Genomic DNA, 15,114 nt, shown 5'->3' on the forward strand with positions numbered 1-15,114 from the left:
CTACATTTTTTGTCAGGCAGGCGTTACCCATGGTCAGACTCACCCGCTTTGAAACTGCCGAATGCCCGGTGGCGCGCTCACTGGAGGCGATTGGCGATGGTTGGGCGCTGCTGATCATTCGCGATGCATTCGATGGCATCCGCCGCTTTGGCGAGTTCCAGCGCAGCCTGGGCATGGCCAAGAACATACTGGCCACGCGCTTGCGCAGCCTGGTCGGTCACGGAATTTTCGAGATTGTCCCGGCCTCGGATGGCAGCGCTTATCAGGAGTACGTGTTGACGGAAAAGGGCAGGGGGCTGTTTGCGGTGATCATTGGGTTGCGGCAATGGGGCGAGGGGTTTTTCTACGCCGAAGGCGAGGCCCATTCGGTGCTGTTGGACCGTGAGCACGGTCAGCCGCTGCAGGCTTTGCAGGTGCATGCGGCGGATGGCCGGGTGCTCGGACCTCAGGACTGCCTGCGGGTGGCGGCGCAGTCCGAGGCTTAGGGTTAGCGATACTTATTGGGGCAGGGTCAGCGCAGTACGTTGACTATGTCCGCCACGGTGCTCAACACGTCCTTGCCCAGTTGCCGGGAGCGTTTGCCAGACCAGCCGGTACGCGGATCGGGCGCATCGTCGTTGTCCTTGAAGGGCATTTCGAGGGTCAGGGACAGGCAGTCGAATTTCTCGCCCACGCTGTTGCAAGCCAGGGTCATATTGGCCTGGCCAGGCAGGTCGCGGGTGTAGCCATGGGTGGTCTGGAAGTCGCGGGTCAGCTCGCTCAAGTGGCTGCGAAAGTGTTTTTCCAGGCCTTCGATACGCGGGGTGTAGCCGGGGTTGCCTTCGCACGCTGCGGCGAACACGTAGGGGATTTCCTCGTCGCCATGGATATCCAGGAACAGGTCTACGCCGTACTTCTCCATCTGCTGCTGGACGAACAGCACTTCCGGGCTCAGTTCCTGGCTTGCGCTCTGCCAGGCGCGGTTGAGGTCCTGGCCCATGGCGTTGGTGCGCAGATGGCCATGGAACGCGCCATCCGGGTTCATGTTCGGTACCAGGTACAGGTCGGCGGTGGCCAGGAGTTTTTTCAGCTCATCATCACCGTCCTGTTGCAGGCGTTCGATGATGCCTTCCATAAACCACTCGGCCATGTGCTCGCCGGGGTGCTGCTGGGCAATGATCCACACTTTGCGCTGCCCCGCGTCCCCCTTGCCACGGCGGAGCAGGGGGATATCACGGCCCTCGACACTCTTGCCGGTGGCCAGCAGTTGCGTACCGGCGCGGTTCAGCGCCTGGTCGATCAACCAGGCGTGGCGCGCGCGGCTGTAGGGCTCGAAGTAGGCGAGCCAGGCGTGTTTTTGCTCGGTTTGCAATTCGATGTGCAAGGTTTCGCCATCAAAGCGCGTCGGCACCCGGAACCAGTTGATATGGTCATAGGACGCCACGGCGTTGTAGCCGCTCCAGGCATGTTTGTAGGAAGACTGGCCAGCGTTGCTCAGGCGGAAGGTATGGGTATGACCAATGTGCATCCCTTCGGCCTTGAAGTGGAACCATTGGAAGTGCTGGCTGCGGGTATCCGGCTTGATTGCCAGCAGCAACTGATGGGCATCGCTGGTGTCGAGCACCTGGATATTGCCGCTGTCGAAGTCGCTGCTGATTTTGATGGAGGTCAAGGCCACGGTCATAGTCTGCTTGCCTGAATTTAAATGGTGTGGCGGGCAGTTTACACAGGCGCGGGGTAAAATCTGGACGCAAATTAATGCGAAAAAGAAGGGGGCGTCATCCTTGACGCTGCAGCAGCTTAGAGTCTATGAGATTGATTCTCAAGTGCTAATTTGGAAAGATCCGGGCTAGAGCGCTTTATCGGCTTTCTTTCGGCGATGGTCTTTTGCTACCATGCGCGCCATCAAGCAACACACAGTCTTCATTAGCCTGAAGCCACGCCAGAATAACTGGCAAAAAAAAGACCCGGCCAAAGAGCCGGGTCAAAAACCGTGATTAGCCTGATGAGGAGATATTCCAAGAGTCCGACCTAAGGTCCCTTGGTCTATCGACTGATCTCGCGACCAGCTGCATGCAATAATAATCATTATCATTTGCAAGTCAAATGTTTTTATCTGCCAGATAGAAATATTTTTCCTTCTGTTCCTGCACGCCTACCGGGTCAAGGGGTTTTCCCGCCGACCAGTTGCAGTGGACGCTCCAGCATGGCCTTGGCCATATCAATCAGATACACCACCGAAAACGCCAGGTCCCGGGTGCCCCCCAGCTTGTTGTTCGCCAGCTCATACGCGATGGCGGCGGCGCTGCGTAGCAGGTCCGAAGCGTGGACCAGGGCTTCTTCATGGCTGACAGTGGGGCTGGCCTCGAACCAGGCCACATCGTCCGATGTGGGCTCGGCGTCTTCTTTGAAGTAGTAGTCCAAGGCGCGCCGGGCTGCGTCGCTGCCCTGCAAGCACTTAATTTCATCGTCATCAGGTGTACCAGGCAGGTGATCCGGGGTTGTGGTCATGTGGTCGGTGCTCTGGGTGGGAAGGTGAACAGGTGGAGCTGATAATAATACGATCTGTATTTATGTCATTTGATTGATTACTACAAACTGTTTATTGTCGCCGCGAATACACCCGGTATTGTCATGCCCCATGGATAAATGGATAGCGTTGGTCAAAGCCAACATGAAGGCCCGCCAGGTCACGCAAAACCAACTGGCCACGCGCCTGGGCATGTCCCAGGGCGGTGTTGCCCATTGGCTGGGCAAGCGCCGGGTACCGAGCCTCGACGACATGAACCGGGTGCTCGAGGAACTGGGCCTGGGTTACCTGGAAGCGGCACTGGTAATCCGCGAGAAGGGCGAGGCCCCGGCCGACGAAGCCGCGCCGGCCGTTCAATACAACCCGTATTTTCGCTACCCCGTGAGGGACTGGAAGCAGCCCGGCCGGGTCCATGAATCGCGGCCGGCCTACGGCCCTGCGCGTTTTGAGGCGAGCGACTACGACGCCGATGGCGAGGCGTTCTGGCTGCAGGTGAGCGGTGATGCGATGACGGCACCGAGCGGGCCGAGCATCGCCGAAGGGATGATGATCCTGGTGGACCCGGCTCTCGCCGCCGAGCCCGGCAAATTGGTGGTAGCCCAATGGGCCGGCAGCAGCCAGGCGACCTTTCGCAAGTTGATCGAGGAAAGCGGCCAGCGTTACCTGATGCCGCTCAACCCGACCTACCCCAAGGCCCTGCTCACCGATGACTGTCAGATCATCGGCGTCGTGGTACAGGCCACGGTGAAGTTCTAGGCCAGGGCCTCCAGCTCCACCAAGGCGCTGCCTTCGCCGACCATTTCGCCTTCCTGGCAATACAGCGCCTTGACCACCCCCCCATGGGGCGCGCGGATGCTGTGCTCCATCTTCATGGCCTCGAGCACCACCAGTTGTGTGCCAGCCTCGACCGTCTGCCCGACTTCCACCAGCACCCGCACGATGCTGCCGTTCATCGGCGCAGTGAGGCCGCCCTGATGGGCCTGTCCGGCATCGACGGCGGCGATCGGATCAAACAGCGTCACGCCGCGCATCTCACCCTGCCAGCGCAGGAACAGCGTCTGCCCATGGCGCACGGCCATGTGCGAGCGGCGGATTCCGGCATCCGCGATCACCAAGTGTTCGTCGCGCAGTTGCGGCACAGCGTGCGTTTGCAGCGTTACCAAGCGGTCCTGGCCGTCGCAGCTCAGGTGCAGTGAAGTCTCGGCGGGCAGGCCCGCACGAAAGCCCTGCGTCGCAGCCCACGGCGAGGCGGGGTCGTCGTCCCGCAGCCGAGGCAGTTGGCTTTGCATAAACGCGTGCCCAGCCGCGTGCCAGAACTCATCGCTCAAGGCGCTGGCGCCTGGCAGCAATTGCTCCTGATAGCGCGGGATGAAGCCGGTATCCAACTGCGCCGCAGCGAATGCCGGGTGGCCGATGATGCGCCGCAAAAAGCCCAGGTTGGTCTTCAAACCGCCGACCGCAAACTCGTCGAGCATGCTCAACAGGCGCAGGCGCGCCTGTTCGCGGTCCTCGCCCCAGGCAATCAGCTTGCCGAGCATCGGGTCGTAGAAGGGCGAAACGTCGTCGCCCTGCTCGACGCCACTGTCCACCCGGCGTCCCGGGCCTGGCGCTGATTCACGGTACAGCGCCAGATGCCCGGTGGCCGGCAAAAAGTCATTGGCCGGGTCTTCGGCATACAGCCGCACTTCAATGGCATGGCCGCGCAACGGCACCTGCTCCTGGGTGATTGGCAACGGCTCGCCTTGCGCCACGCGAATCTGCCAGGCCACCAGGTCCAGGCCGGTGATGGCCTCGGTCACCGGGTGTTCCACCTGCAAGCGGGTGTTCATCTCCATGAAGAAGAATTCACCGCGCGCATCCAGCAGAAACTCCACGGTGCCGGCGCCCACATAGCCAATCGCTTGGGCGGCACGCACCGCTGCCTCGCCCATGGCCTGGCGCAGGGCAGGGCTGAGGCCGGGGGCCGGTGCTTCTTCGACGACCTTTTGATGGCGACGCTGGATCGAGCAGTCGCGTTCATTGAGGTACAGGCAATGGCCGTGCTGGTCGGCGAATACCTGGATCTCCACGTGGCGCGGCTTGATCAGGTATTTCTCCACCAGCATCTGCGCGTTGCCAAACGACGACAGCGCCTCGCGCTGGGCCGAGGCCAGAGCTTCGGCCAGTTGGCTTTCGTCCTCGACCACTTTCATGCCCTTGCCGCCGCCGCCGGCCGTGGCCTTGAGCAGCACCGGGTAGCCAATGCGCGCGGCAGCCTGGCGGAAGGTTTCCAGGTCCTGGCCGGCCCCGTGGTAACCCGGCACCAGCGGCACGCCGGCGGTTTCCATCAATGCCTTGGCCGCCGACTTGCTGCCCATGGCATCAATGGCCGAGGCAGGTGGGCCGAGGAAAATCAGCCCAGCCTCTTCAATCGCCCGCGCAAAACCCGGGTTTTCGGAAAGAAAGCCATAGCCGGGATGAATCGCCTGGGCGCCGCTGGCCTTGGCCGCGGCGATCAGTTTGTCGATCTGCAGGTAACTGTCGGCGGCCTTGCTGCCGCCCAGGTCCACCCGGATATCGGCTTCGCGGCTGTGGCGCGCATCGCGGTCCGTAGCGCTGTGTACGGCAACGGTGGTCATGCCCAACGCCTTGGCCGTGCGCATGACCCGGCAGGCGATTTCGCCACGGTTGGCCACCAGTACGCAGGTAATCAACGGTGCACTCATGAGCGCGGCTCCTGGGACTGCCAACTGGGCGCACGCTTGTGCAAAAACGCGCGCAGGCCTTCCTGGCCTTCGGCGCTGACGCGGATGCGTGAGATGGCATTTTCGCAGTAACGGCGCAACGCCGGGGTGAGTGCGCCGTTACCCACTTCGCGCAGTAGATCCTTGCTGGCGCGCATGGCGGCCGGGCTGTTGAGCAACAGGTTGGCGGTCCATAGTTCGACTTGCTGATTCAGCGCCTCAAGCGGGTAGCTTTGCGCCAACAGCCCGATGGCTTGCGCCTGTTGGCCGTCGAAGCGTTCTGCGGTCAAGGCATAGCGGCGTGCCGCACGCTCGCCAATCGCCTGCACCACAAACGGGCTGATGACAGCCGGTGCGAGGCCGATGCGTACTTCTGACAGGCAGAACTGCGCATCATCGGCGCCAATGGCCATGTCGCAGCAACTGATCAGGCCCAGGGCGCCGCCATAGGCCGCGCCCTGGACCACCGCCAGTGTCGGGATCTTCAGCTTGGCCAGGTTGTACATCAACTCCGCCAGCTCGCGGGCGTCGTCGAGGTTGGTGTGGTAGTCCAGCTCGGCCGACTGCTGCATCCAGGCCAGGTCCGCGCCGGCGCTGAAATGCTTGCCGCGCCCGCGTACCAGTAAAAAGCGCAGGGAGGCATCGGCCTGCACCTGGTCCAGGGCAATGATCAGCTCGCGGATCATTTCGGCGTTGAACGCGTTGTTCTTGTGTTCCCGGCTCAACCACAGCGTGGCAAAGCCACGGGGGTCGTTGACCAGTTCAACGGTGTTGAAATCGCTCATGGGTGCAGCTCCAATTACATGCGGAACACGCCGAAGCGGCTCGGCTCGATGGGGGCATTCAGCGCGGCGGACAAGGCCAGGGCCAGCACGTCACGGGTCTGCAAGGGGTCGATGACGCCGTCATCCCACAGGCGGGCGCTGGAGTAGTAGGGGTGGCCTTGAGTTTCGTACTGGTCGAGGATCGGCTGCTTGATCTGCGCTTCGTCCTCGGCGCTGAACGCCTGGCCACCGCGTTCGGCCTGCTCGCGCTTGACCTGCACCAGCACGCCGGCGGCCTGTTCGGCGCCCATCACGCCAATGCGGGCGTTGGGCCACATCCACAAAAAGCGCGGGTCATAGGCGCGTCCGCACATCCCGTAGTTACCGGCACCAAAGCTGCCGCCGATGATCACCGTGAATTTCGGCACCTTGGCGCAGGCCACCGCCGTGACCAGCTTGGCGCCGTGCTTGGCGATGCCACCGGCTTCGTACTTCTGCCCGACCATAAAGCCGGTGATGTTCTGCAAGAACAACAGGGGAATCCCGCGCTGGCAGGCCAGTTCGATAAAGTGCGCGCCTTTTTGCGCAGCTTCAGCGAAGAGGATCCCGTTGTTGGCGAGGATCGCGATGGGGTAGCCATGCAAATGGGCAAAGCCGCAGACCAGCGTGGTGCCGAACAGCGCCTTGAACTCATCGAAGACCGAGCCGTCCACCAGTCGCGCAATCACTTCGCGCACATCAAAAGGTTGCTTGGCGTCGGCCGGGATCACCCCGTACAACTCGTCGCTGGCGTACAGCGGCGCGACCGGCGTGCGCTGTTGCAACTGCCCCTGCTTGCGCCAGTTGAGGTTGGCAACGCTGCGCCGGGCCAGGGCCAGGGCGTGTTCGTCGCTGTCGGCGTAGTGGTCGGCCACCCCGGAAATCTTGCAGTGCACGTCGGCCCCGCCAAGGTCTTCGGCGCTGACCACTTCGCCGGTGGCGGCCTTCACCAGTGGCGGGCCGGCGAGGAAGATAGTCGCCTGCTGGCGCACCATGATCGCTTCATCGGCCATCGCCGGTACATAGGCGCCGCCAGCGGTGCAGGAACCCATGACCACGGCGATCTGCGGGATGCCTTGCGCGCTCATGTTGGCCTGGTTGAAGAAGATCCGCCCAAAGTGCTCGCGGTCGGGAAACACCTCATCCTGGCGCGGCAGGTTGGCGCCGCCGGAATCCACCAGGTAGATGCACGGCAGGCGGTTCTGTTCGGCGATGGTCTGTGCGCGCAGGTGTTTTTTTACGGTCAGCGGGTAGTAGGAGCCGCCTTTTACCGTGGCATCGTTGGCGACGATCATGCATTCCACGCCTTCAACGCGGCCGATCCCGGCGATCACGCCAGCAGCCGGTACGTCTTCACCGTAGACCTGATACGCCGCCAGTTGGCTGAGCTCAAGGAACGCCGAGCCCGGGTCGAGCAGGCGGTTGATGCGCTCGCGCGGCAGCAGCTTGCCACGGGAGGTATGACGCTCCTGGGCCTTGCTGCCGCCGCCTTGCTGGACCTGGGCGAGCAGGGTGTGCAAGGCATCGACCTGTTTGAGCATCGCCGCGCTGTTGGCGGCGAATTCTGCCGAACGCGGGTTGAGTTGGGTGTGCAGGGTGGCCATGGTGCACTCCCTCAGCGGGTTTCGTTGAACAGTTCGCGACCAATCAGCATGCGCCGGATCTCACTGGTGCCCGCGCCGATTTCATACAGCTTGGCATCGCGCAGCAGGCGGCCTGCGGGGAATTCATTGATGTAGCCATTGCCGCCGAGAATCTGGATTGCATCAAGAGCCATCTGCGTTGCGCGTTCGGCGCTGTACAGGATCACCCCGGCGGCGTCCTTGCGCGTGGTTTCGCCACGCTCGCAGGCCTGTGCCACGGCATAGAGGTAGGCGCGGCTGGCGTTGAGCTGGGTGTACATGTCGGCGACCTTGCCCTGGATCAACTGGAACTCACCGATGCTCTGGCCGAACTGCTTGCGGTCGTGGATGTACGGCACGATCAGGTCCATGCAGGCCTGCATGATCCCGGTAGGGCCACCGGAGAGCACCACGCGTTCGTAGTCCAGGCCGCTCATCAGCACTTTGACCCCGCCATTGAGCGCGCCGAGGATGTTTTCTTCGGGCACTTCGACGTCATCGAAAAACAGCTCGCAGGTGTTGGAGCCGCGCATGCCCAGCTTGTCGAACTTGTTGCTGCGGCTGAACCCTTTGGCGTCGCGCTCGACGATAAACGCGGTAATGCCGTGGGCGCCTTTTTCCAGGTCGGTCTTGGCGTAGATCACATAGGTGTGGGCATCGGGGCCGTTGGTGATCCAGGTCTTGCTGCCGTTGAGCACATATACGCTGCCACGCTTGTCGGCGCGCAGCTTCATCGACACCACATCGGAACCGGCATTCGGCTCGCTCATGGCCAGGGCGCCAATGTGCTCGCCGCTGATCAGCTTGGGCAAGTACTTGAGTTTTTGCTCGTGGTTGCCGTTGCGGTTGATCTGGTTGACGCACAGGTTGGAGTGCGCGCCGTAGGACAGCGCCACCGAGGCCGAGCCACGGCTGATTTCTTCCATGGCCACCACGTGGGCCAGGTAACCCAGGCCGGCCCCGCCGTATTCTTCCGGCACGGTGATGCCCAACAGGCCCATGTCACCGAACTTGCGCCACATATCCACGGGGAACAGGTTGTCGATATCAATCTGCGCTGCCCGTGGCGCCAGCTCCTTGGCCACGAAGGCCTGCACCTGGTCGCGCAGCATGTCGATGGTTTCACCGAGGGCGAAGTTCAGGGTCGGGTAACTCATGGGAGGGCACCTATAAACATTATTGTTGTGGGGCTGGCGACGCCATTGGGCGATCACCTTTACGTTAACGTAAACTTGCGTTGCATGACTGTCAATCGTAGCTTACGTTAACGTCAAGCTCGCGCCTGACCGGCGCACCGTCCACCTACAAAAAAGACAATAGGGGTCGTCATGGATCAACCGAATCAGAGCTACAGCCGTGGCCCACAGGACAAGGCCCTGTTGGCCATGACCATCGGCCAGGCATTTGACCGCACCGTGGCGCAGCACCCGGAGGGCGAGGCCCTGGTGGTGCGCCATCAGCAACTGCGCTACACCTGGCGGCAACTGGCCCAAGCCGTGGACCTGCATGCACGCGGGCTGCTGGCCCTGGGGTTGCAGGCCGGGGATCGCTTGGGCATCTGGGCGCCGAACTGCGCCGAGTGGTGCATCAGCCAGGTGGCCAGCGCCAAGCTCGGGGTGATCCTGGTCAACATCAACCCGGCCTACCGCAGCAGCGAACTGGAATACGTGCTCAAGCAGTCGGGTTGCCAGTGGTTGATCTGTGCCGGCGCGTTCAAGTCCTCCGACTACCACGGGATGCTGCAGGCGCTGGTGCCGGAACTGGCGGAGCAGGGCATCGGCCAGTTGCGCTGTGATCTGTTGCCGCAACTGCGCGGGGTGATCAGCCTGGAGGCGCGACCGCCCTCGGGGTTCCTGCCCTGGTCGCAATTGTCGGCTCTGGGGACGGGTACACCCCCGGAACAATTGCACCACCGCGAGGCCAGCCTGCACTTCGATCAAGCCGTCAACATCCAGTACACCTCCGGTACCACGGGCTTCCCCAAGGGCGCCACCCTCAGCCACCACAACATCCTCAACAACGGCTACATGGTTGGCGAAAGCCTGGGCCTGACCGCGCAGGATCGCCTGGTGATCCCGGTGCCGCTCTATCATTGCTTTGGCATGGTCATGGGCAACCTGGGCTGCATCACCCATGGCACCACCATGATCTATCCCAATGACGGCTTCGACCCGCTACTGACCCTGGCCGCCGTGGCCGAAGAACGCGCTACCGGCCTGTACGGCGTACCGACGATGTTTATCGCGGTGCTCGATCATCCGCAACGCAGCACGTTCGACCTGTCGACCCTGCGCACCGGGATCATGGCCGGCTCCACCTGCCCGATCGAGGTGATGCGCCGGGTGATCAGCGACCTGCACATGAGCGAAGTGCAGATTGCCTACGGCATGACCGAGACCAGCCCGGTGTCGTTGCAGACCGGTGCGGATGATGACCTGGAGCGGCGCGTGACCACGGTCGGGCGCACCCAGCCCCAGCTGGAAAGCAAGATCATCGACGAAGCCGGCAACACCGTGCCGCGTGGGCAGATCGGCGAGTTGTGCACCCGAGGCTACAGCGTGATGCTCGGCTACTGGAACAACCCCGAGGGCACCCGCGAAGCCATCGACGACGCCGGCTGGATGCACACCGGCGACCTGGCGACCATGGATGAGCAGGGTTACGTGTGCATCGCCGGGCGTAACAAAGACATGATCATTCGCGGTGGCGAAAACGTGTACCCACGGGAGCTGGAGGAGTTCTTCTTCACCCACCCGGCGGTGGCGGATGTGCAGATCATCGGCATTCCCGACGAGCGTTACGGTGAAGAGATCGTGGCCTGGATCAAGTTCCACCCGGGGCAGGTGGCCAACGAGCTGGAACTGCAGACCTGGTGCAAGGGGCGCATTGCACACTTCAAGACGCCGAAGCATTTCCGCTTTGTCGAAGAGTTTCCGATGACGGTGACGGGGAAGATCCAGAAGTTTCGCATGCGTGAGATCACGATCGAGCAACTGCGAACGCTGAAACCCTGATCGCCCCGATCTAAAGGGTGGGAGCTGGCTTGCCTGCGATTGCGGTTTATCAGTCAACAATTAAGTAGCTGACACACCGCTATCGCAGGCAAGCCAGCTCCCACATTAACGGTGGAGTGTCAGTAGGTATTGTTTTCATCCAGACAGCACAAAGGGGAGCCGAAGCTCCCCTTTAATTTGTTGTTACGTGCTCTTTTTTTATTATTGAGGGGCGGTCTGTTGTTGTTTTTGGCAACCGTGGCCCTTTACCGCTGTTTTTGGCGACCCCCATCCGGGGTCAAGAGCAAACGTATTTTTTTGAGCGCTGATCTGCTTCTTCGCACGCGATCCAACCAGTGGGTAGCTACCTTGAGGTAGTTTTATTGTTCTCTGCCCGGTTGCGAGTGGCGGCTTGCGCCGTACCCTGCGAAGCACATCTTCTCCAAAAAAATCTGTTAGCTGCGTCTCTGCCGTGTTGTTTTTGTTATGTCAGAGTCGTTACGTCTTATTTTTATTAGGTTTGGTGCTTTTTATTCTTGTTATGCAATAGAGATAGCAGAAGCCGTGCCAACTTTTAAAAGTCCTTTAAAATCAATGGCTTGATTTTTATGGGGGAAATTTACTTCAGAAAATGCGACAAGATATGTTCCCGTGTTACCCGATGTGTAGCCGCGAGGTAACACAAGCGCTACTCAATGGGCATTGCGGGCCCTGGCCACGCGTGAGCCGGTAGGGCGGCCCAGGACCGTACAGATCTGCTGGCCCGCCACAATCAACTGGTCCATGTCGATACCGGTCTCGATGCCCAGGCCATCGAGCAGGTACAGCACGTCCTCGGTGGCCACGTTACCGCTGGCGCCCTTGGCATAGGGGCAGCCGCCAAGGCCGGCGATAGAGCTGTCGAACACCTGTATACCTTCCAGCAGGCTGGCATAGACATTGGCGATGGCCTGGCCGTAGGTGTCATGGAAATGCCCGGCGAGCTTTGCCCGTGGCACGTCCTTGCCCACCACCTCGAACATGCGCCGCGTAGCCCCTGCGGTGCCGGTGCCGATGGTGTCGCCCAACGACACCTCGTAACAGCCCATGGCATACAGCTCACGGGCCACGGCGGCCACTTGCTCCGGCGCAACCCGGCCTTCGTAAGGGCAACCCAGCACACAGGACACATAGCCGCGCACACTCACACCATGCTGCTGCGCCGCGGCCATGATCGGCGCAAAGCGCTCCAGGCTCTCGCTGATGGAGCAGTTGATATTGCGCTGGGAAAACGCCTCGGACGCCGCCGCAAAAACCGCGACTTCCTTGACCCCGGCCGCCAGCGCGTCCTCGAACCCACGCAGGTTCGGCGCCAGCGCGCCGTAGATCACGCCGGGCTTGCGCTGGATCTGTGCAAACACTTCGGCGGAGCCGGCCATTTGCGGGACCCACTTGGGCGAGACAAAACTGCCGACTTCGATGTAACCCAGGCCTGCCGCACTGAGGGCATCGACCAGTTGCACCTTGTCGGTCACGCTGATCGGCTGTGCTTCGTTTTGCAGGCCGTCGCGCGGGCCGACTTCGACCAGGCGCACATGAGAGGGGAGAGACATGGGATCTACCTTTTTATTGGGGTTGGCCGACCTGGCTCTGGATCGTCTGTTCCAGGGCCTGGGTGCAACGTTCTTCGGCGGTGTCCAGTTCCAGCTTCATCTGTTCGATGTCCAGCAACTGTTGTTCCAACTGCTCACGGCGTTCGCTGATCTTCGCCAGCATGCTGTGCAATTGCTTTTGATTGCCGCTGCTGGGGTCGTAGAGCTCGATCAGTTCGCGGCATTCGGCCAGGGAAAAACCGATGCGCTTGCCACGCAGGATCAGCTTGAGGCTGACTTTGTCCCGGGGCGAATAGATACGCTCCTGGCCTCGGCGTTCAGGGCTCAAGAGGCCTTGTTCTTCATAGAAACGAATGGCCCGGGTGGTGATGTCCAACTCGCGGGCCAGGTCGGAAATGCTGTAGGTCGTGCTCATGGTCGCGCTCAAGGAGGGTCTTGGCGCTACGCTAATGGCTGCTTGACGTAAACGTCAAGCAAATCACCACCTACGCGTTATCCAACTTCTTCTCGCGCGCCGTGACCTGCTGGCACAACTCGATCATCTGCTCGCGCATCCAGCGGTTGGCCGGGTCCTGGTCGGTGCTTTCATGCCAGTACAGGTGGGTTTCCACCGGCGGCACATCATTGACCGGCAGGTTGAATGAGTGCAGATCGTTACGCCGTGCAAAGCGCTCGGGCACGGTCATCACCATATCGGTCTGCTGCAGGACCTGGGAGGCCATCAGGTAATGCTGGGAGCGCAGGGCGATCTTGCGCTGGATGCCCATCTTGCCCAGGGCCAGGTCGACGTGGCCCAGGCCATTGCGCCGGCTGGAAATATGGATATGGGTCAGCGCCAGGTAGTCATCGAGGCTGAATTTTTCCTTGCCCGCCATCGGGTGGCCCTTGCGCATGGCACACACGTAGCGGTCTTCCATCAGCTTGACGTGGCGCACTTGCGGGTCGGTGTTGAGCGGCGCGTCCACCGCAAAATCCAGGCGGCCGGCGGCCAGTTCCTTGGTGGTTTCCCGACGTTTGGACAAAAAGCTCTCGATGATCACCGTGGGCGCCAGGCGGCGCAGGCGCTGGAACAGCGGCGGCAGGATCACCGCTTCAGTGAGGTCGGTCATGCTGATGCGGTAGGTCTTGGCCGCCTGCAACGGGTTGAAGATCCGGCTTTCCTGCACCGACACCCGCAGCAACGACAAGGCGTTGCGCACCGGGCCAATGATGTTCTGGGCCATGGGAGTCGGCACCATGCCCTGGGCGGTGCGCACGAACAACGGGTCGTTGAAGGTCTCGCGCAGGCGTGCCAGGGCGTTGGAAACCGCCGGCTGGGTGATGCCGACGATCTGCCCGGCGCGGGTCAGGTTGGCTTCGGTGTAGATCGCGTCAAACACGATGAAAAGATTGAGGTCGACCTTGCTCAGATTCATTTCGTTGCGCTCTTCTTGTTAGGTTTTCATGCGCCGATCATATATCGGTGATGAATGTTAATACACGCCGAGAATAGGCTAGGTAAATTATCAACGCTGTTCTAGCATCGATTGCATGACCTAAACAACCTCTCCAAGAAGGGAGCTGCTCATGGATTTTGCCTATTCGCCCAAGGTTCAGGAACTGCGTGAACGCGTTACCGCGTTTATGGATGCTTACGTGTACCCCGCCGAGCCGGTGTTCGAGCGCCAGGTCAGCGAAGGTGATCGCTGGCAGCCCACCGCCATCATGGAAGAGCTCAAGGCCAAGGCCAAGGCCGAAGGCCTGTGGAACCTGTTCCTGCCGGAGTCCGAACTGGGCGCCGGCCTGACCAACCTGGAATACGCGCCGCTCGCCGAAATCATGGGCCGCTCCCTGCTGGGGCCGGAGCCCTTCAACTGCTCGGCGCCCGACACCGGCAACATGGAAGTGCTGGTGCGCTATGCCAACGAAGAGCAGAAGCAACGTTGGCTGGAGCCGCTGCTGCGCGGCGAGATCCGCTCGGCATTCGCCATGACCGAACCGGATGTGGCGTCTTCCGACGCCACCAACATGGCCGCCCGCGCCGAGCGCCAGGGTGACGAGTGGGTGATCAACGGGAAGAAGTGGTGGACCTCCGGCGCGTGCGACCCGCGTTGCAAGATCCTGATCTTCATGGGCCTGAGCAACCCGGATGCGCCGCGCCACCAGCAGCACTCGATGATCCTGGTGCCGGTGGATGCACCGGGGGTGAAAATCGTCCGGCCGCTGCCGGTGTTCGGCTACGACGACGCGCCCCACGGGCATGCCGAAGTGCTGTTCGACAACGTGCGTGTGCCGTACGAAAACGTCCTGTTGGGTGAAGGTCGCGGCTTTGAAATTGCCCAGGGGCGCCTTGGCCCGGGCCGTATCCACCACTGCATGCGCTCCATCGGCATGGCTGAACGCGCCCTGGAATTGATGTGCAAACGCTCGGTCAGCCGCACCGCCTTTGGCAAGCCGTTGGCACGCCTGGGTGGCAATATCGACAAAATCGCCGACTCGCGGATGGAAATCGACATGGCGCGCCTGCTGACGTTGAAGGCGGCCTACATGATGGATACGGTCGGCAACAAAGTGGCGAAAAGTGAAATCGCCCAGATCAAGGTGGTGGCGCCGAATGTGGCCCTGAAGGTGATCGACCGGGCGATCCAGATCCACGGCGGTGCTGGGGTCTCCAATGACTTCCCGCTGGCCTATATGTACGCCATGCAGCGCACCCTGCGCCTGGCCGACGGCCCGGATGAAGTGCACCGCGCGGCCATTGGCAAGTTCGAGATTGGCAAGTATGTGCCTAAAGAGCTGATGCGCAGCGGCCAGTAGGACCGCGTCGCCTGCATCGCGGGCAAGCCCGCTCCCACACTGACCTCTGTGGGAGCGGGCTTGCCCGCGATTGCGG

The 15,114-nt window shown here is 61.6% G+C and carries 13 protein-coding genes; 4 read left to right on the forward strand and 9 right to left on the reverse strand.

What is annotated here, in order from left to right:
- The first annotated feature begins 29 nt into the window (after window positions 1-29).
- A complete protein-coding gene (locus ACSSVH_RS10010; protein WP_170043120.1) occupies window positions 30-485 on the forward strand; it encodes a winged helix-turn-helix transcriptional regulator in 456 nt (151 codons plus the stop codon).
- A gap of 26 nt (window positions 486-511) precedes the next feature.
- Here ACSSVH_RS10010 and ACSSVH_RS10015 read toward each other — a convergent pair whose 3' ends face one another.
- Together ACSSVH_RS10015 and ACSSVH_RS10020 are read right to left on the reverse strand one after the other, a co-directional pair.
- Window positions 512-1,663, reverse strand: a complete 1,152-nt coding sequence (locus ACSSVH_RS10015; RefSeq protein WP_170043119.1) for a M14 family metallopeptidase — start codon at window positions 1,661-1,663, stop codon at window positions 512-514.
- Between the two features lie 479 nt (window positions 1,664-2,142).
- Window positions 2,143-2,490, reverse strand: a complete 348-nt coding sequence (locus tag ACSSVH_RS10020) for a DUF6124 family protein (protein ID WP_169954376.1) — start codon at window positions 2,488-2,490, stop codon at window positions 2,143-2,145.
- A 130-nt stretch (window positions 2,491-2,620) separates the two neighbouring features.
- Here ACSSVH_RS10020 and ACSSVH_RS10025 point away from each other — a divergent pair, with 130 nt between their 5' ends.
- Window positions 2,621-3,265: a LexA family protein gene (locus ACSSVH_RS10025; RefSeq protein ID WP_169954375.1), complete on the forward strand. Its 645-nt coding sequence runs from the start codon at window positions 2,621-2,623 to the stop codon at window positions 3,263-3,265.
- Here ACSSVH_RS10025 and ACSSVH_RS10030 read toward each other — a convergent pair.
- Genes ACSSVH_RS10030 through ACSSVH_RS10045 form a run of 4 tightly spaced genes read right to left on the reverse strand, consistent with a single transcriptional unit; the run spans window position 3,262 to window position 8,814 of the window.
- On the reverse strand, window positions 3,262-5,214 hold the full coding sequence (locus ACSSVH_RS10030) for an acetyl/propionyl/methylcrotonyl-CoA carboxylase subunit alpha (protein ID WP_492634435.1): 1,953 nt from the start codon (window positions 5,212-5,214) through the stop codon (window positions 3,262-3,264). The two genes, ACSSVH_RS10025 and ACSSVH_RS10030, sit on opposite strands and share 4 nt — an antisense overlap.
- The gene (locus ACSSVH_RS10035) at window positions 5,211-6,017 is read right to left on the reverse strand and encodes a gamma-carboxygeranoyl-CoA hydratase (protein ID WP_170043118.1); all 807 of its coding nucleotides are present in this window, start codon (window positions 6,015-6,017) and stop codon (window positions 5,211-5,213) included. Before ACSSVH_RS10035 ends, ACSSVH_RS10030 begins: the two co-directional genes overlap by 4 nt.
- A 14-nt stretch (window positions 6,018-6,031) precedes the next feature.
- Complete coding sequence (locus ACSSVH_RS10040) at window positions 6,032-7,639, reverse strand: carboxyl transferase domain-containing protein (RefSeq protein WP_170043117.1); 1,608 nt, start codon at window positions 7,637-7,639, stop codon at window positions 6,032-6,034.
- An 11-nt stretch (window positions 7,640-7,650) separates the two neighbouring features.
- Entirely contained in the window at window positions 7,651-8,814 is a 1,164-nt protein-coding gene (locus ACSSVH_RS10045; RefSeq protein WP_038441790.1) for an isovaleryl-CoA dehydrogenase, read from the reverse strand.
- Between the two features lie 171 nt (window positions 8,815-8,985).
- Here ACSSVH_RS10045 and ACSSVH_RS10050 point away from each other — a divergent pair, with 171 nt between their 5' ends.
- A complete protein-coding gene (locus tag ACSSVH_RS10050; RefSeq protein ID WP_492634436.1) occupies window positions 8,986-10,671 on the forward strand; it encodes an AMP-binding protein in 1,686 nt (561 codons plus the stop codon).
- A gap of 671 nt (window positions 10,672-11,342) precedes the next feature.
- Here ACSSVH_RS10050 and ACSSVH_RS10055 read toward each other — a convergent pair.
- From ACSSVH_RS10055 to ACSSVH_RS10065, 3 genes are all read right to left on the reverse strand, one after another.
- Window positions 11,343-12,242, reverse strand: coding sequence for a hydroxymethylglutaryl-CoA lyase (locus tag ACSSVH_RS10055; RefSeq protein WP_492634437.1), 900 nt, complete (start codon window positions 12,240-12,242; stop codon window positions 11,343-11,345).
- Window positions 12,243-12,255: 13 nt separating this feature from the next.
- The gene (locus ACSSVH_RS10060; RefSeq protein ID WP_154220670.1) at window positions 12,256-12,657 is read right to left on the reverse strand and encodes a MerR family transcriptional regulator; all 402 of its coding nucleotides are present in this window, start codon (window positions 12,655-12,657) and stop codon (window positions 12,256-12,258) included.
- A gap of 70 nt (window positions 12,658-12,727) precedes the next feature.
- The gene (locus ACSSVH_RS10065) at window positions 12,728-13,657 is read right to left on the reverse strand and encodes a LysR family transcriptional regulator (RefSeq protein WP_169954368.1); all 930 of its coding nucleotides are present in this window, start codon (window positions 13,655-13,657) and stop codon (window positions 12,728-12,730) included.
- A gap of 151 nt (window positions 13,658-13,808) precedes the next feature.
- On the opposite strand from ACSSVH_RS10065, the gene ACSSVH_RS10070 reads away from it, so the two are divergent.
- Window positions 13,809-15,038 (forward strand): acyl-CoA dehydrogenase, encoded by a 1,230-nt coding sequence (locus ACSSVH_RS10070; protein ID WP_029298342.1) that lies wholly within the window; start codon window positions 13,809-13,811, stop codon window positions 15,036-15,038.
- Window positions 15,039-15,114 lie beyond the last annotated feature (76 nt).

Source organism: Pseudomonas sp. HC1(2025), from assembly GCF_058742075.1.